Here is a 15900-nt window from a genome sequence, read left to right as displayed (position 1 = left end):
AGCGAATTTGGAAAGGGCGGCCCAACGGCCGCCCTTTCCTTTTATGCCGGCCTTTGCTGTGATAGAAGGCAGATGGACGGCTTGCATAAATTATGAGCAGCATCACGATACGCGGCGCGACATTGGCCGATCTCGACCGGATCACCGATATCTATGCCGATGCGGTGACCCACGGCACGGCGAGCTACGAACTGGAGCCGCCTGATCGTGCCGAGATGGGCGAGCGCTTCGACAGTTTGATAGCGGGCGGCTTTCCCTATCTGGTGGCGGAAAAAGACGGCATCGTGCTCGGCTATGCCTATGCCGGCCCCTTCCGGGCGCGGCCTGCGTACCGGTTCATCGTCGAAGACTCGGTCTATGTCGCGCCCGAGGCCACGGGCCATGGCATCGGGCTGAAGCTAATGCAAGGGCTAATCGAGGCGGCCGAGGCGGCGGGCTTCCGCCAGATCATCGCGGTGATCGGCGACGGTCGGCCGGACAGTGCCTCGGTCCGGCTGCATGAAAAGCTCGACTTTCGCCATTCGGGCCGTCTGGAAGGCTCCGGCTACAAGCACGGACGCTGGCTGGACACGGTGTTCATGCAACTGCCGATCAATGCCGGGTCTCTGGTTCCGCCCGATCCCAACTCACTGCCGGAACGGAGATTCCGCCAGCAAAACAAGTAATTAGGCCTCCACCAATTTCAGCGTGCGGTCGAAGACGCCAAGCACGCGGCCAAGTTCCTGGCCGCGCTTGAGGATGCGGCCGCCGGCGGCAATGACGGCGAAAGCGCCTTGCCGGCGCGCCAGCTTCGGATCCTTGACGATCTGGAACAGCGGCACCTCGCTGGTGCGACGGAAGACGGAAAAGACGGCGCGGTCGGCAAGATGGTCGATGGCGTAGTCGCGCCATTCATTGGCGGCGACCATCCGCCCGTAAAGCCTCAGGATCTGGTCCAATTCACGCCGGTCGAACCGCACCGGCTGGTCGAGGCGTTCGCGTCTTGCCTCATGCAGCGGGATCAGTATTGCGGATGCGTCCCCATCCTCCGTCCCACTGCCGTGATCAGTCATGCCTCGATCCCTTCGACTGAATCTTACACTAATCAAAGTTGGCGCTTTCGCCATGGAATTGCAAGCCCAGCTGGGCAAAGGCTGGCGGCGCACCGTTTCCGCGGTGTCCAGTCACATTTATAAAAACGCCCGTTGGAATTGGTGATGCTTCGCCACAATTCTGCCTTGTTTTATCCGCGCTAATGCCCCAATCTCCGACGAATTTACAGGCGTTGCCTGAGACGGTTCGGTCCGGCACTGGCTCGTAAACCCCAAGCCCCCCGCCCACGGGTCTGCGTCGGATCGAACCAACCTCGGTTTTTCCCTTGGAGAAATCGAGTGCGACGATCCCAAAACCTAAATGACCGGCGTCAGAAGCAAGCTGACGTCGGTTTTTTATTGGCCGAGTGAATGCGCGCGGCCTTCCCTTCTCCCTTGTGGGGTCCGAAGGCCTCGCCCGCCCCTTCGGGCCCCACAAGGGGAGAAGGAGAGGTTCCCGTTCAAGGCTTGTGGATCAAGGCGGCGCCCAGGATGGGGCCCGGCATGCCGTCCTTGCCCACCGATTGCAGCAGCACGGCGCAGCCGCCTTTCTTGGTAATCACGCTCATCGGCAATTCGTAGCGCTGCGCCTTGCCGTGCCACATGCCGGCGGTCTGGATGCCGGAGACGGCGTTCCAGTAGGTCATGCTGCGGCCGGTGTTTTCGCCCTTGCCGATCTTGATCGTCTGCGGCGGGTCGAAATAGACAATGACGACATGGGCATCGCTGGGGCCGCTCCCGGCATCGCCGGCGTCGATGATGACGCGATCGCTGGTCCGGCTGACGTTGATGCTGACCCGCATGCCTTCGCCGGATGTTTCCATGCGGGCGAGCGCGCCGTCGACTTCCTCGCGGCGGGCGCCGTTGACATGGCTGCGGCCATTGATGACGGCCTGCGGCGTATAGACCGAGCGGCTGCCGAAGGCACGCATATACTCATACTGCCGCTCGGTGTTCTCCTTGCGACTCAGCGTGTCCTTCCAACCGAGATAATCCCAGTAGTCGACGTGATAGGCGAGCGCGACGATGTTCTCTTTGGCGGCAAGCTCGGCGAAAAACGCATCGGCCGGCAGGCAGGAACTGCAACCCTGGCTGGTGAAGAGCTCGACCACGCCCAGGGGCTGGCCGGACAAGGATTTATCTGTCCGTGAACGGTCGGCCCCGCCGGCAAGCGCATTTCCGGCAAGTCCAGCGTCGGCAAGCACCGAGAGGGCCAGCGCAAATGCCGCAAGCCGCAATGGTCTTCGAGGTGTCATGGCCGTTTCGACTCCCGCCGGTGATGGCCGGCTTTGTTCTGATTGGCAAAATATGTGGCAGAAGCGGCAGTCAACGGGAAGTCACGTTGCGGTGAAACTTTGCGCTGCAACCAACTGCAAGGGCGCAACAGGACGGGCTACACTTCGAGATAGAAACCGATTCGGGCAACATCAGCATGTGGCAAACTCTCCTGACGCCGATCGACCTGTACTGCGAGCGGGCCGGGCCGGAGTTCTGGGCCGAGCCGGTCAATGCACTGACCAATATGGCTTTTCTTGTCGCCGGGCTGTGGGGTGTTCGAGAGGTGCGCCGGCGTGGCACAGGCATCTACGCCGAAATGCTGGCCTGGTGGGTGGTGGCGATCGGCATCGGCTCGGCGCTGTTCCACACCTTTGCCAACCATGTCACGGTCTGGGCCGACGTCCTGCCGATCGCCGGGTTCACGCTGGCCTACACGCTGTTCAACCTGCGCCATTTCCTCGGCATGAAATGGGGCAAGGCGATCGCCATCTTCGTCGCCTTTTATGCGGTCACCGGGTTGTTGACCTGGGCCGTGCCGGACTGGCTGCGCCAGGCATCGAACGGCACGACCGGCTATCTGCCGCCCTTCCTGGCGCTCGCCTTCTTCGGCGCCTGGGTGGCGGCGAGCGGCAACCGCGCCGGCTGGTACAATCTGGCGGGCTCGGCGATCTTCGTCGTGTCGGTCATCTTCAGGACGATCGATCCGCTGGTCTGCGGCAGCTTCCCGCTCGGCACGCATTTCCTGTGGCACATCCTCAACGGGCTGATGCTCGGCGTGCTGCTGGCGGCGGCGGCGCGGTTCGGCAAGGGAAAAGCAGTAGGGCAGTAGGGCAGTAGGGCAGTAGGGCAGTAGGTATTGTTTTCCCTACTGTCTTACTGCCCTACTCCCTTCACATTATGCGGCTAGATCGCGCAACACATATTGCAGGATGCCGCCGTTCTTGAAGTAGTCGAGCTCGTCCAGCGTATCGATGCGGCAGATGATCGGAATGTTCTTCACCGTGCCGTCGCCATAAGTGATCTTCGCGATCATCTTCTGACGCGGCTTGATGGCGCTCAGTCCGTCGATTTCGACCAGCTCGTCGCCCTTGAGGTTGAGCGAGGCCCATGAGGTGCCCTCCTCGAAGACGAACGGGATGACACCCATGCCGACCAGGTTCGAGCGGTGGATGCGCTCGAAGGACTGAGCGATGACGGCGCGAACACCCAACAGGTTGGTGCCTTTGGCCGCCCAGTCGCGCGACGAGCCGTTGCCGTATTCGACACCGGCGAAGATGACCAGCGGCACGCCTTCCTTCTTGTACTCCATGGCGGCGTCGTAGATCGATTTCTCTTCCTTCGACGGATAGTGGATCGTGTAGCCGCCCTCGCGGCCGTTCTCGCCCAGCATGTGGTTGCGGATGCGGATATTGGCGAAGGTGCCGCGCATCATCACCTCGTGATTGCCGCGCCGTGTGCCGTATTGATTGAAGTCGGCAACGCCGACGCCGTGATCGATGAGGTACTTGCCGGCCGGCGAGGCCGCCTTGATCGAGCCGGCCGGTGAGATGTGGTCGGTGGTGATCTTGTCGCCGAACAGGCCGAGCACGCGGGCGCCCTTGATGTCGCCGATTGTGCCGAAGCCTGGTGTCATGCCAGCGAAGTAGGGCGGGTTCTGCACATAGGTCGAATTGCTGTCCCAGGCATAGGTCTGGCCTTCCGGCGCCTTGACGTTCTGCCAGTATTCGTCGCCCTTGAAGACGTCGGCATATTTGCGGGCGAACAGTTCGCGCGTCACGTTCTTCTCGATGAACTCCTGGATCTCGACCGAGCTCGGCCAAATGTCCCTGAGGTAGACCGGGTTGCCGTCGCGGTCCTCGCCGAGCGGCTCGGTGGTCAGGTCCTTGGTCACGGTCCCGGCCAGCGCGTGGGCGACGACCAGCGGCGGCGAAGCGAGGTAGTTCGCCTGCACGTCGGGCGAGACGCGGCCTTCGAAATTGCGGTTGCCGGAAAGCACCGCGGCAGCGATCAAACCTTTGTCATTGATGGTTCTGGAGATCGGCGCCGGCAACGGGCCGGAATTGCCGATGCAGGTGGTGCAGCCGAAGCCGACCAGATTGAAGCCGATCTGGTCGAGTTCCTTCTGCAGGCCGGATTTCTCCAGATATTCGGCGACGACCTGGCTGCCTGGCGCCAGTGATGTCTTGACCCACGGCTTCTGCTTGAGCCCGAGCCGGTTGGCGTTGCGTGCCAAAAGCCCGGCGCCGATCAGCACGCTCGGGTTCGAGGTGTTGGTGCAGGAGGTGATGGCGGCAATGACGACGTCGCCATGGCCAAGGTCGTAGCCGGTGCCCTCGACGGCATAGCGCTTGTCGATTTCGACCGCCTTCTTGTATTCGGTTTCCATCGCCTTGACAAAGCCGGCGGGAATGCCTTCAAGCGCGACCCGGCCCTCTGGACGCTTGGGGCCGGCCATCGACGGCACGACACTGCCGAGATCGAGCTCGAGCAGATCGGTGAAGACCGGGTCGGCCGAGCCGGTATCGCGCCACATGCCTTGCGCCTTGGCGTATGCCTCGACCAGCGCGATGCGTTTTTCCTCGCGGCCGGACATGGTGAGGTAGCGGATGGTTTCGTCATCGACTGGAAAGAAGCCGCAGGTGGCGCCATATTCGGGCGCCATGTTGCCGATGGTGGCGCGGTCGGCCAGCGTCATGTTGGACAGACCCGGACCGAAGAATTCGACGAATTTGCCGACGACGCCCTTCTTGCGCAGCATCTGGGTGACGGTGAGCACGAGATCGGTGGCGGTGACGCCTTCCCTGAGCCTGCCGGTGAGCCGGAAGCCGATGACTTCGGGCAACAGCATGGAGACGGGCTGGCCGAGCATCGCGGCCTCGGCCTCGATGCCGCCGACGCCCCAGCCGAGCACGCCAAGGCCGTTGATCATGGTGGTGTGCGAATCGGTGCCGACGCAGGTGTCGGGATAGGCGGTGGTTTCGCCGCCTTCAGTGTTGGTCCACACGACCTGGCCGAGATATTCGAGATTGACCTGGTGGCAGATGCCGGTGCCGGGCGGCACGACGCGGAAATTGCGGAAGGCCTGCTGGCCCCATTTCAGGAATTTGTAGCGTTCTTCGTTGCGCTCGTATTCAAGCTCGACATTCCTGGCGAAAGCCAGCGGCGTGCCGAACTCATCGACGATGACCGAGTGGTCGATGACCAGGTCGACCGGCACCAGCGGATTGATCTTTTGCGGGTCGCCGCCGAGCGAGGCCATGGCATCGCGCATGGCGGCCAGGTCGACCACGGCCGGAACGCCGGTGAAATCCTGCATCAGCACGCGGGCCGGGCGATAGGCGATCTCGACCCCGGCGGTGCCCCTGTCGGTCAGCCAGCCGGCGACCGCCTGGATGCTCTCCTTGGTGACGGAACGGCCGTCCTCGTTGCGCAGCAGGTTCTCCAGCAGCACCTTCATCGAATAGGGCAGCTGGGCGATGCCGGTTAGGCCGTTCTTCTCGGCCTCTACGAGGTCGTAATAAACATAGTCGGCGCCGCCTGCAGTCAGCGTGCGGCGGCAATTGAAACTATCGAGGGATTTTGACACGTGCGATCCGTCCTTGTCTGTTCAGCCTGAAAGGGAACGGACGCCGATGGCATGCAATCACGCGCAAAGGTGCGGGTACGGCCATTTCCGCTGTCCGTTCCCAGCCAACCCGAGCCGTTCAAGGCGGCGCGTGCGCTGGTTCGGCGCTAATTCGCTTCCCGTGCCGACCGCTGGCACGGATGCCCCGCATATAGAGAATTTCCTGGAATAGTTCTAGACAGTCGAAAGGCTATTTTGTGCGATGCGGCAGCTGCCGTGAAGCGGCGTTTTCGGGACGGGCAAGGAATGCGGATGATCGCCGAAAATCTGGGCGGCGAACGCGGCGGCGAGGCGGTTTTTTCCGGCATCAACTTTGCCCTTGGCAAAGGCCAGGCGCTGATCGTCACCGGGCCGAACGGCGCGGGAAAATCGACACTGCTCAGGGTGGTCGCCGGGTTGCTGCCGGTGGCGGCAGGCCGTTTGCTTATCGAAGGCGGGGCTGAGGATTTTCCCTCGGTCGCCTCAGCCTGCCACTATCTCGGCCACCAGAACGCGATGAAGACGGCGCTGAGCGTGGCGGAAAATCTGCGCTTCTGGCGCGACTTTTCGGGCGCGGATTTTTTGAGCGCCGAACAGGCGCTGGCAATGGTCGGGCTTGATGGTATCGGCCATCTGCCGTTCGGCTATCTCTCCACCGGGCAACGCCGCCGCGCGGCGATCGCAAAACTGCTGGTCAGCCGCCGGCCGCTGTGGCTGCTCGACGAGCCTACGGCCGGGCTGGACAAGGCTTCGGAGGAGCGATTCGGCGAGCTGATGACAAAGCATCTTGATGAGGGAGGGATGATTGTCGCAGCCACGCATCTGCCGCTGGGAATTGAAGGAGCGACAGAATTGAGGATGGGGGAGGTCGATTGATGTCGGCGTTCCACGGCGCCCCCCTCTGTCCTGCCGGACATCTCCCCCCCTTGGGGGGAGATTGGCCGTCGCCTCCGCTTTCGCCAATTTTCAACGTTGCAAATTGGGCGCCCGCGGTGAAGCTGCCAATCTCCCCCCTCGTGGGGGAGATGCCAAGTGGTGGCAAAGAGGGCAGGACAGAGGGGGGCGCGAAGGAACTCCACGTTTCGCCTTGCCACCGACAAGGGACCGCATCGTAATGTGGTCCCTCTTCCTGCGCGACATCCGCCTCAGTATCCGGGCCGGCGGCGGGGCGCTGACCGGCGTGATCTTCTTTCTCGCGGTGATCGCCACGATCCCCTTCGGCGTCGGGCCGGACCTCAATCTGCTTGCCCGCATCGGCCCGGCGATCCTGTGGATCGGTGCCTTGCTGGCTTGCCTGCTCGGCCTCGACCGATTGTTCCAGGCAGACCGGGAGGACGGCTCGCTCGATCTGCTGGTGCTCGGCGACGACCGGCAGATGCTGGCGCTGACCGTGCTGACGAAATGCCTGGCGCATTGGGCGGGAAGCGTGCTGCCGCTGGTCATCGCGACACCCTTGCTCGGCCTGTTCATGAATATGGCGCCGATCGGCATCGGCGCCACGGCGCTGACCCTTCTGGTCGGCACGCCGGCGATTACCTTCATCGGCGCTGCCGGTGCGGCGGTAGCGGTGGCGCTGCCGCGCGGCGGGCTGCTGATCTCGGTGCTGGTGCTGCCGCTGACCATCCCGGTGCTGATCTTCGGCGTCTCGGCAAGCTATGGCGCGGTGGCGAACCCTGATCCGTTTCTGCAGCCCTTCCTCATTCTTGCCGCGCTGACCTTGTTTCTTGCCGTGCTGGGGCCGGTTGCGGCAGCATTGGCGCTGCGCCATGGAACGGACTGATGTGGCCGGCCATCGTTCGTGATGGCGTCAAAGGCTGCGGCGCTGCTGTCGATTGCGAAGCCGATGGCGCAAGGTTAAGGGAAGGCATGTTGGAACGAAGCGAAATGGTCCGGCTGAAAGGCTTTGCACCGGAGGCGCGACCCCTATGAGCGCGCATGCGCTCTATGTGACCGCTGCTTATGCCATCACGGCCGTGGTGCTGGCCGGGCTGATCGGCTGGATCCTGTTCGACCAGCGGGCACGAAAGAGGGACCTCGCCGAGCTGGAAGCGTCCGGCGTGCGGCGGCGCTCCGACAAGGCGGGGAAATCATGAGCATGGAAACGGAGACGCCGGCGCGCGGGCGGCGCCTGATCGTGCTGTTGCCGCTGCTGATTTTCCTCGGGCTGGCGGGATTGTTCCTGACGCAGCTGCTGTCCGGCCGCGACACTTCGGAAGTGCCATCGGCGCTGATCGGCCTGCCGGCGCCGCAGACCAATCTGCCGGCGCTTGAGGGCATGAATCTGCCCGGGCTCGATTCCAGTCAGTTCGCCGGCAAGGTCACACTGGTCAACGTCTTCGCGTCCTGGTGCGGGCCATGCCGCGACGAACATCCGGTGCTGCTGGCACTGTCACAGGACAAGCGCTTCGTCATGGCCGCGCTCAACTACAAGGACCAGCCGGAAAACGCCCGCCGGTTCCTCGGCAATCTCGGCAACCCGTTCCAGGCGATCGGCGTCGACGCGGCGGGGCGGGCGGCAATCGACTGGGGGGTCTACGGCGTGCCGGAAACCTTCGTCGTCGGCAAGGACGGCAAGATCGCCTACAAGCATGTCGGCCCGCTGACGCCGGGCTCGGCACAGACGCTGCTGCTGCCCGAAATCGAAAAAGCGCTGGCGGCTCCGGGCTGATGGCCCGCCGTTTTCGTCATCCTAGGGCGAGCAAGGAGCGCAGCGACGCGGCGAAGACCCTAGGATCCATGCCGTGGCTTTCGAGCGCCACAGCGATGCAGAACGCTTGTTTTGCGATGGTCCGTGATTTCGCGCGTAACAGCGGCTGTTCTGGACCGTCGCATTCTTCGGCAGATGCCACGGCATGGATCCTTGGGTCTTCGCTCCGCTTCGCGTCGCTACGCCCAAGGATGACGAACGTGAAAGGTTGACCGAAGATTCAGCCGTAGATCTGCTTGTGGACCTGGTAGAGCATTTCGCTGCGGTCGGCGCGCATGTCGGCCAGATCGCGGCTGGAAAAGCTGTCGATTTCAGCGATGAGGCGGTTGTATTGCCGGCGCTTGGCGATGCTGGTGCGAGCACGGCTCATGAGGCTTTCGAAAATCATAGCGAGGTTCCTTCTGCGCCGCATTCTTGCGGCAGGTTGTTCCTCCCTGATCGATACGCAGCATGACATAGTTATGATGCGCCGCAAAAAGAAGATGTTGCAATGCACCATTGCACTGAGCGCATAGCCGGTTGACGGCGCATGTACCCCGTCATTGGGCCTAGTCATCTGAGCAAGCGCGGCGTTGCCTGCCCGGATGCCTCAAGATGCGGTGAGACCGATATCAACGGTCTTGCCATATCGATCGCCGGCTGGCTTGATCGCGCCGGCACCAACGATTTGCATGACCGGGAGGAAACCATGCCCGCCGAAGACTACGAGATTCTCGATCCGCGCTTTGCGCGGCTGTTCAACGGCAACGCGCAGGTGGACAAGCTGTTCACCGGATGCCGGTGGGCCGAAGGGCCGGCCTGGTTTGCGGCCGGCCGTTATGTGGTCTGGTCCGACATTCCCAACAACCGCATGCTGCGTTATGACGAGACCGACGGCAGCGTCAGCGTGTTCCGGCAGCCGTCGGGCAATTCCAACGGCAACACCGTCGACCGGCAGGGCCGGCTGGTCACTTGCGAGCATTCGGGCCGCCGCGTCAGCCGCACCGAGCACGACGGCTCGATCACCACCATTGCCGACAGATGGCGCGGCAAGCGGCTGAATTCGCCCAACGATGCGGTGGTCAAGTCCGATGGTTCGATCTGGTTCACCGACCCGACCTACGGCATCGATACGGATTATGAGGGCGACAAGGCCGAGAGCGAGATCGGCGCCTGCCATGTTTACCGGGCCGACCCCGGCACCGGTGAGATCGAAGCGGTGATCACCGACATGGTCAGGCCCAACGGGCTTGCCTTCTCGCTCGACGAGAGCAAGCTTTACGTCGTCGATACCGGCCGCACGCATGGCGGGCAGAATCCGGCGCATATGCGGGTGTTCGATGTCGACCAGGCCGGCAAGAAGGTCTCCGGCGGAAAGGTTTTCGCCGATTGCACGGCCGGCCTGTTCGATGGTTTCAGGCTCGACGACCATGGCCGAATCTGGACCAGTGCCGCCGACGGCATCCATTGCTATGATCCGGACGGGACGCTGATCGGCAAGGTCAAGGTGCCGGAAGTCGTCGCCAATTGCGTGTTCGGCGGCAACAAGCTGAACTGCCTCTACATCGCCGGCACGACCTCGCTCTACATGGTCCGGCTGATGGTCAACGGCGCAAAGACATTTTGAGCGGCCCGCCAAAGCAATATCCAAGCGAGGCCTTTGCTATGCCTTCTCGGGCGGATCGCGACCGAGCGGATTTACCACATGGTGTGTTTGTATTCTTCGTCCAGCCAGCGGTCGGTCGCCTCGGCCGAATCGGCGAGCGCCAGCTGGTCGCGCAGGATCTGGCCGAGCGTCGGCAGCGTCGCGCGGTCGTACCAGGTTTCCGGCTTCCACAAATCAGAGCGCATGAAAGCCTTGGCGCAATGCATGTAGGCGGCCTTGACCGTCACCAGGACGACGCTTTGCGGCTGCTTGCCGTCGACGGCGAGCCGCTCGCGCAAAGCCGCATCGACGGTGATGCGGGCGTCGCCATTGACGCGCAGCGTCTCGTTCATGCCCGGGATTAGGAAGAGCAGGCCTACCGAAGGGTTGAGAAGAATGTTCTCCAGCGTGTCGAGCCGGTTGTTGCCGGGCCGGTCGGGGATGGCGATGGTCTTCTCGTCGAGCACGGCGGCAAAGCCCGGCCTGTCGCCCTTCGGCGTCACATCAGCATTGCCGGCGCCGTCGGAGGAGCCGATCAGCACGAACGGGCTCTTGCCGATGAAGGAACGGCTGTGGCCATCCAGCGCCTTCAATTCCTTGCGGATCGAGCCGTCGGTCGGCCGAGGCGTCTTGTAGATCGTTCTCAGTTCTTCGCGCGTGGTGACGAATTCCATGCCCTCTCCTTGCCAGTTACCTGCCGGGGCCAGTTACTTGCCGGGGCCAGTTACTTGCCGGGCTTCCCTTCTGTTCCGGTCTTGCCTTCAAGCGAATGGCGCATGATCAGCGGCATCTGGCTGAAGGTGAAAAGAAGGGTGATCGGCATGATGCCCCAGACCTTGAAGGCAACCCAGGCGTCGGTGGAAAAATTCCGCCAGACCACTTCGTTGACAAGGGCCAGAAACAGGAAAAACAGGCCCCAGCGGAAGGTGAGTTTCTTCCAGCCCTCGGCATCGAGGCTGAAGGCCGAATCAAAGACGTAACCGAGCAGCGACTTGCCGAAAAACAGGCCGCCGAGCAGCACGCCGCCAAACAGCATGTTGACGATGGTCGGCTTCATCTTGATGAAGATGTCGTCCTGCAGGTAGAGCGTCAGCGCGCCGAAGACGAAGACGACGACGCCAGACACCATCGGCATGATCGGCAAGGTGCGGGTGAGCAGCCAGGACGCGGCCAGCGCGATCGCGGTCGCGGCCATGAACAGGCCGGTGGCGACGAAGATCGGCCCGCCGAATTCGGCCAGCGCCGGAAATTTCTGCGACAGCCATGCGCCGCGGGCGTTGGCGAAGAAGAACACCATCAACGGGCCGAGCTCCAGCACCATCTTGAGCAGCGGATTGACGCCTTCCTTCTTTTGTTTTTGCGGGTCGGACGGGTCGCGTTCGAGGATGCGCGGGTTCATAGCTTTCCTTCTTGCGCATGATCCTGTCCCAAAAGTCTGCAACTTCTTGGGATCATGCTTGTTATGCCACTCCAGCGATCGCCCTGGCGAACTCGCTTGCGGAGAATGGTTCGAGGTCGTCGACCTGTTCGCCGACACCGATGAAATAGACCGGCAATTTGTGCTTTGCCGCGATCGCCACCAGAATACCGCCGCGTGCCGTGCCGTCCAGCTTGGTCATCACCAGGCCGTTGACGCCGGCGACATTGCGGAAGATCTCGACCTGGTTGAGCGCGTTCTGGCCGGTGGTGGCGTCGACCGTCTGCAGCACGGTGTGCGGCGCCTCCGGATCGAGCTTGCCCAGCACCCGGACGATCTTTTCCAGTTCCGCCATCAACTCGGTCTTGTTCTGCAGCCGCCCGGCGGTGTCGATGATCAGCACGTCGGAGCCGGCTTGCCTGGCCTGTTCGAAGGCATCGTAGGCGAGGCCGGCGGCGTCGGCGCCGAGCTTCGAGGCGATGACCGGCGACTTGGTGCGCTCGCCCCAGATCTTCAATTGCTCGATCGCGGCGGCACGGAACGTGTCGCCGGCGGCGAGCATCACCGACAGGCCGCCGTCGGTGAGCTTTGCCGCCAGCTTGCCGATGGTCGTGGTCTTGCCGGTGCCGTTGACGCCGACGACAAGGATGACATGCGGCTTGTGGCTGAGGTCGAGCTCCAGCGGCAAGGCGACATGGGTCAGCACCTTCTCCACCTCGGTCGCCATGATGGCGCGCACTTCCGTCTCGGAGACGTCCTTGCCGTAGCGGCTGGCGGCCAGCGAATCGGTGATGCGCAAAGCCGTCTCCATGCCGAGATCGGCGCGGATCAGCACGTCCTCCAGATCCTGCAGCGTGTCCTCGTCGAGCTTGCGCTTGGTGAAGACGCCGGCGATGTTGCCGGACAGTTCCCGGGAAGAGCGGGCGAGCCCCTCCTTCATGCGCTGGAACCACGAGCGTTTCGGTGCCGGTTCCGGCGCCTTCTGCGGCTCGGCTCTCTGCTCGACCTTCTTGGTGACGGTGACCTTGCCGGGAGCCGGCTTTGGCTCCGGCGGTGGTTGCGGAACGGGCTCGCGCTTTACCTCCGCCTCGATGGGGGAGGTCCCGAGCGAAGCTCGGAGGTGACTGGCGCCGGCGCTGTCACCCCACCCCGCCGCTTCGCGGCGACCCTCCCCATCGAGGGGAGGGTGTGGCGCTGGCACGGCTTCAGGCTCGGGCGCGATCCCGGCAACCACAGGCTTTGCCTCAACCGGCGCCGGCTGGCGAATCGGGGGCGGGATTTCGGCCGCCGGTGCGATATCTTCGCGCTGCCTCTCACCCTCACCCTCTCCCCGTGAAGGACGGGGAGCGGAGGGCGTCAGCGTCGGAGCTACTTCTTTGCCGCTTTCAATAGCAGGCTCGGCGGGACGATCAGCACCCTTCTCCCCGTCACTATACGGGGAGAAGGTGCCGGCAGGCGGATGAGGGGCAGCGCCACGCTCCGGCGACGGACCCTCAGTCTGGACGATCGCTGGCTGCGTCGGTGCTGGCTCAGGAATTTCCTCCGGCCCTGGCTCCGGAGGAGACTCGGGGATGACGGGAGCCGCCGGAATCTCCTCTGGCGCCGGCTCCTCGGCAGGCGTCTCCGGCTCTTTGACCGGAGCGGGTTCCGGCTGGATGTCTGGCTCGGGGGAAATGATCGGAGCGGGCTCGGCCTCTTCAACAGGCGCCGGCAGCGGCGCGGGCGGCGCTTCCGCCTCGACCGGTGGCGGAGGCGCAGCTTCTGCCTCGGGCCGAGGCTCTTCACGTTTCAAAAATTCCGGAACTGCTTGCTCGGCCGCCGGTTTCAGCGCCTCCAGCGCATCCCATTTGATCGGCGGCAGCGGTGCTGACTCGTCGATCCGCTCCTCGACCACTTCCTTCTTGCCGAACGAAAATATCTTCTTGAGAAAACCAGCCATGTTCTTGCGTCTCAGGCGGCGCGGGCGGCAAGCGGCGCCGCGATCAGTCTGACACCGTCATCGCCGGCGATAGCGGCGTCAACGATTTCGCCCGGCGCGCCGGCGGAGACCGCAGCGAGCGTGAAGCCTTCGGTGCGGCCGAGCCCCTCGCGCTCGACCAGGATCGACTGGCGTGTTCCGGCGAGCGAGGAAAGGTGGCTGCGATAAGCGGCGTCACCGGCGGCGCGCAGCCGTGCCGCGCGCTGCTTGACCAGTTCGCGGCGAAGCTGCGGCATGCGCGCGGCGGGGGTGCCTTGGCGCGGCGAAAACGGAAAAACGTGAAGATGCGTCAGGCCGCATTCCTCGACGATCTCCAGCGATTTTTCGAACATGGCGTCCGTCTCGGTCGGGAAGCCGGCGATGATGTCGGCGCCGAAGACGATGCCGGGACGCAATCTGCGCAAATCCTGGCAAAAACGGATCGACTGATCCCGGTTGTGCCGGCGCTTCATCCGCTTCAGGATCATGTCGTCACCGGACTGCAGCGACAGATGCAGATGCGGCATCAGCCGAGGCTCGGTGGCGATGGCGTCGAGCAGATCGTCGTCAGCCTCGATCGAATCGATGGAGGAAAGGCGCAGGCGCTTCACGTCAGGCACCTGCTTCAGGATTGTCTTGACCAATTTGCCGAGCTTCGGGCTGCCCGGCAGGTCGGCACCGAAACTGGTCATGTCGACGCCGGTCAGCACGATCTCGGCATAGCCGTTGCCGCTCAGCCGCTTGACCTGCTCGACCACGGCCCCCATCGGCACCGAGCGCGAATTGCCGCGGCCATACGGTATGATGCAAAAGGTGCAGCGGTGGTCGCAGCCGTTCTGAACCTGGACGAATGCTCGCGCCCGGCCTTCGATGGCATCGACCATGTGGCCGGCCGTCTCGCGTACCGAAAAGATATCGTTGACGCGAGCCTTCTCGGTGTCGTTGACGCCGAAATCCGGCAGCCCGCGATAGGAATGCGCCTTCAGCTTTTCCTCATTGCCAAGGACGAGATCGACCTCGTCCATGGCGACGAAATTCTGCGGCTCGGTCTGCGCGGCGCAGCCGGTGACGATAATGCGGGCCTGCGGGTTCTCGCGGCGGGCCTTGCGGATCGACTGTTTTGCCTGGCGCACCGCCTCGCCGGTGACGGCGCAGGTGTTGAAGATGATGGCGCCGCCTTCCAGCGCGCCAAGGCCGGCGCTTTCCGCCTCTCGCCGCATCACCTCGGATTCATAGGTATTCAGCCGGCAGCCGAAGGTGACGACATCAACGCCCTTGGAGAAAACGGGATCCCCGGAAAGAGCGGGACCCTTCTTGGCAAGAGCGGCCATCAGGCGGCGCTTTCGGTGTCGCGGGCCCACGCACCGGTCGCCGGGTCGAAGCTGCCGGAAAATTCCCATTCGGCGGCACCGGTGAGGATGACGTGATCGTCGCCGCGCCACTCGACATGCAAGGAGCCGCCTCCGGGCGTCACCAGAGAGACGCTGCGTCCGGTCCGCCTGGTGCGCGCGGCAGCGACGACGGCGGCACAAGCCGCCGTGCCGCAGGCCTTGGTCAGGCCGGCGCCGCGCTCCCAGGTGCGGATGACCATCGTCTCGGGAGAGGTCACCCGCGCGATGGTGATGTTGGCGCGTTCGGGGAAGATCGGGTGGTTTTCGAGCAGCGGACCGAAGCGGTCGAGCTCATAGGACCAGATGTCGCGGTCGACCCAGAAGATGGCGTGCGGATTGCCCATCGACACGACCGAGGGCGAGTGCAGCACCGGCGCGTCGATCGGGCCGACCTGCAGCTCGATCATGCGGGTATCGCGGAATTCCTCGGCGAGCGGAATATCCTGCCAGCCAAAACGCGGCGTGCCCATGTCGACCGAGATCAGCCCGTCGGCATGTTCTTCGGCGTTGAGGATGCCAGCGACGGTCTCGAAGGCGAATGTCTTCTGGCCGGTCTCGGCGGCTAGCGCCTGCACCACGCAGCGCATGCCGTTGCCGCAGGCCTGCGCGCCGGTTCCGTCGGAATTCAAGATGTCGATGAAAAAGGCGGTGCCTGGTGTTCTGGCGTCGTGGATCGCCATGATCTGATCGAATTTCGTCGCGGCATCGGCATTGAGCGCAAGGGCGGCAGCCGGCGTCACCCGATCGGCGCGACCGCGCATGTCGGCAACGATGATTTCGTTGCCGATGCCATTCATCTTGGCGAAGGGGGCAGTTCTTGCCATGGATCGAAAGGTCTCATGCCGGTTTGGC

General features: G+C 63.5%; 16 protein-coding genes. 7 read left to right on the top strand and 9 right to left on the bottom strand.

Annotation, left to right across the window (positions count from 1 at the left end):
- Window positions 1-92: 92 nt before the first annotated feature.
- On the top strand, window positions 93-665 hold the full coding sequence (locus NMG70_RS29905; protein ID WP_254027810.1) for a GNAT family N-acetyltransferase: 573 nt from the start codon (window positions 93-95) through the stop codon (window positions 663-665).
- Here the strand turns inward: NMG70_RS29905 and NMG70_RS29900 are convergent, their stop codons facing one another.
- Both NMG70_RS29900 and NMG70_RS29895 read right to left on the bottom strand, forming a co-directional pair.
- Window positions 666-1052, bottom strand: a complete 387-nt coding sequence (locus tag NMG70_RS29900; protein ID WP_023803338.1) for a DUF2794 domain-containing protein — start codon at window positions 1050-1052, stop codon at window positions 666-668. It abuts the gene before it with no gap.
- Window positions 1053-1531: 479 nt separating this feature from the next.
- Complete coding sequence (locus NMG70_RS29895) at window positions 1532-2326, bottom strand: DUF1223 domain-containing protein (protein ID WP_254027809.1); 795 nt, start codon at window positions 2324-2326, stop codon at window positions 1532-1534.
- Window positions 2327-2502: 176 nt separating this feature from the next.
- Between NMG70_RS29895 and NMG70_RS29890 the strand changes: the two genes are divergently transcribed.
- Window positions 2503-3177 (top strand): ceramidase domain-containing protein, encoded by a 675-nt coding sequence (locus NMG70_RS29890; RefSeq protein WP_254027808.1) that lies wholly within the window; start codon window positions 2503-2505, stop codon window positions 3175-3177.
- A 66-nt stretch (window positions 3178-3243) separates the two neighbouring features.
- On the opposite strand, the gene acnA is transcribed toward NMG70_RS29890, so the two are convergent.
- Window positions 3244-5934 carry an aconitate hydratase AcnA gene (gene acnA / locus NMG70_RS29885; RefSeq protein WP_254027807.1) on the bottom strand — a complete coding sequence of 897 codons (2691 nt, stop codon included), beginning with the start codon at window positions 5932-5934 and terminating at the stop codon, window positions 3244-3246.
- A gap of 285 nt (window positions 5935-6219) precedes the next feature.
- On the opposite strand from acnA, the gene ccmA reads away from it, so the two are divergent.
- From ccmA to NMG70_RS29865, 4 genes are all read left to right on the top strand, one after another.
- Window positions 6220-6828 (top strand): heme ABC exporter ATP-binding protein CcmA, encoded by a 609-nt coding sequence (gene ccmA / locus NMG70_RS29880; RefSeq protein ID WP_254027806.1) that lies wholly within the window; start codon window positions 6220-6222, stop codon window positions 6826-6828.
- A 238-nt stretch (window positions 6829-7066) separates the two neighbouring features.
- The gene (gene ccmB, locus NMG70_RS29875; protein ID WP_254027805.1) at window positions 7067-7732 is read left to right on the top strand and encodes a heme exporter protein CcmB; all 666 of its coding nucleotides are present in this window, start codon (window positions 7067-7069) and stop codon (window positions 7730-7732) included.
- Between the two features lie 145 nt (window positions 7733-7877).
- Complete coding sequence (gene ccmD / locus NMG70_RS29870) at window positions 7878-8045, top strand: heme exporter protein CcmD (RefSeq protein WP_254016992.1); 168 nt, start codon at window positions 7878-7880, stop codon at window positions 8043-8045.
- Window positions 8042-8620, top strand: coding sequence for a DsbE family thiol:disulfide interchange protein (locus NMG70_RS29865; RefSeq protein ID WP_254027804.1), 579 nt, complete (start codon window positions 8042-8044; stop codon window positions 8618-8620). Before ccmD ends, NMG70_RS29865 begins: the two co-directional genes overlap by 4 nt.
- Window positions 8621-8879: 259 nt before the next feature.
- Here the strand turns inward: NMG70_RS29865 and NMG70_RS29860 are convergent, their stop codons facing one another.
- On the bottom strand, window positions 8880-9029 hold the full coding sequence (locus NMG70_RS29860; RefSeq protein ID WP_254027891.1) for a hypothetical protein: 150 nt from the start codon (window positions 9027-9029) through the stop codon (window positions 8880-8882).
- 318 nt (window positions 9030-9347) lie between these two features.
- On the opposite strand from NMG70_RS29860, the gene NMG70_RS29855 reads away from it, so the two are divergent.
- Window positions 9348-10265 (top strand): SMP-30/gluconolactonase/LRE family protein, encoded by a 918-nt coding sequence (locus NMG70_RS29855; RefSeq protein WP_254027887.1) that lies wholly within the window; start codon window positions 9348-9350, stop codon window positions 10263-10265.
- A gap of 71 nt (window positions 10266-10336) precedes the next feature.
- Here NMG70_RS29855 and NMG70_RS29850 read toward each other — a convergent pair whose 3' ends face one another.
- The 5 genes from NMG70_RS29850 to dapF all read right to left on the bottom strand — a co-directional run bounded on the left by NMG70_RS29850 (window position 10337) and on the right by dapF (window position 15872).
- Window positions 10337-10957, bottom strand: a complete 621-nt coding sequence (locus tag NMG70_RS29850) for a pyridoxamine 5'-phosphate oxidase family protein (protein ID WP_254027803.1) — start codon at window positions 10955-10957, stop codon at window positions 10337-10339.
- A 50-nt stretch (window positions 10958-11007) separates the two neighbouring features.
- Window positions 11008-11682 carry a septation protein A gene (locus NMG70_RS29845; protein ID WP_254016997.1) on the bottom strand — a complete coding sequence of 225 codons (675 nt, stop codon included), beginning with the start codon at window positions 11680-11682 and terminating at the stop codon, window positions 11008-11010.
- Window positions 11683-11743: 61 nt separating this feature from the next.
- Entirely contained in the window at window positions 11744-13639 is a 1896-nt protein-coding gene (gene ftsY, locus NMG70_RS29840) for a signal recognition particle-docking protein FtsY (RefSeq protein WP_254027802.1), read from the bottom strand.
- An 11-nt stretch (window positions 13640-13650) separates the two neighbouring features.
- The gene (gene mtaB / locus NMG70_RS29835) at window positions 13651-14988 is read right to left on the bottom strand and encodes a tRNA (N(6)-L-threonylcarbamoyladenosine(37)-C(2))-methylthiotransferase MtaB (RefSeq protein WP_254027801.1); all 1338 of its coding nucleotides are present in this window, start codon (window positions 14986-14988) and stop codon (window positions 13651-13653) included.
- Window positions 14988-15872: a diaminopimelate epimerase gene (dapF, locus tag NMG70_RS29830; RefSeq protein ID WP_254027800.1), complete on the bottom strand. Its 885-nt coding sequence runs from the start codon at window positions 15870-15872 to the stop codon at window positions 14988-14990. The genes mtaB and dapF overlap by 1 nt, the downstream gene beginning before the upstream one ends.
- Window positions 15873-15900 lie beyond the last annotated feature (28 nt).

The sequence above is a fragment of the Mesorhizobium ventifaucium genome (genome assembly GCF_935822925.1).
In the GTDB taxonomy this organism is placed as follows: Bacteria; Pseudomonadota; Alphaproteobacteria; order Rhizobiales; family Rhizobiaceae; genus Mesorhizobium; species Mesorhizobium ventifaucium.
The sequence above is the reverse complement of the archived record's forward strand: the minus strand, read 5'-3'. Positions and strand labels throughout refer to the sequence as shown.

Bases quoted from the DNA above. Each gene is read 5' to 3' on its own strand.
- NMG70_RS29905 (WP_254027810.1), top strand. From the start codon at position 93: ATGAGCAGCATCACGATACGCGGCGCGACATTGGCCGATCTCGACCGG.
- NMG70_RS29900 (WP_023803338.1), bottom strand. From the start codon at position 1,052: ATGACTGATCACGGCAGTGGGACGGAGGATGGGGACGCATCCGCAATA.
- NMG70_RS29895 (WP_254027809.1), bottom strand. From the start codon at position 2,326: ATGACACCTCGAAGACCATTGCGGCTTGCGGCATTTGCGCTGGCCCTC.
- NMG70_RS29890 (WP_254027808.1), top strand. From the start codon at position 2,503: ATGTGGCAAACTCTCCTGACGCCGATCGACCTGTACTGCGAGCGGGCC.
- ccmA (WP_254027806.1), top strand. From the start codon at position 6,220: ATGCGGATGATCGCCGAAAATCTGGGCGGCGAACGCGGCGGCGAGGCG.
- ccmB (WP_254027805.1), top strand. From the start codon at position 7,067: ATGTGGTCCCTCTTCCTGCGCGACATCCGCCTCAGTATCCGGGCCGGC.
- ccmD (WP_254016992.1), top strand. From the start codon at position 7,878: ATGAGCGCGCATGCGCTCTATGTGACCGCTGCTTATGCCATCACGGCC.
- NMG70_RS29865 (WP_254027804.1), top strand. From the start codon at position 8,042: ATGAGCATGGAAACGGAGACGCCGGCGCGCGGGCGGCGCCTGATCGTG.
- NMG70_RS29860 (WP_254027891.1), bottom strand. From the start codon at position 9,029: ATGAGCCGTGCTCGCACCAGCATCGCCAAGCGCCGGCAATACAACCGC.
- NMG70_RS29855 (WP_254027887.1), top strand. From the start codon at position 9,348: ATGCCCGCCGAAGACTACGAGATTCTCGATCCGCGCTTTGCGCGGCTG.
- NMG70_RS29850 (WP_254027803.1), bottom strand. From the start codon at position 10,957: ATGGAATTCGTCACCACGCGCGAAGAACTGAGAACGATCTACAAGACG.
- NMG70_RS29845 (WP_254016997.1), bottom strand. From the start codon at position 11,682: ATGAACCCGCGCATCCTCGAACGCGACCCGTCCGACCCGCAAAAACAA.
- ftsY (WP_254027802.1), bottom strand. From the start codon at position 13,639: ATGGCTGGTTTTCTCAAGAAGATATTTTCGTTCGGCAAGAAGGAAGTG.
- mtaB (WP_254027801.1), bottom strand. From the start codon at position 14,988: ATGGCCGCTCTTGCCAAGAAGGGTCCCGCTCTTTCCGGGGATCCCGTT.
- dapF (WP_254027800.1), bottom strand. From the start codon at position 15,872: ATGGCAAGAACTGCCCCCTTCGCCAAGATGAATGGCATCGGCAACGAA.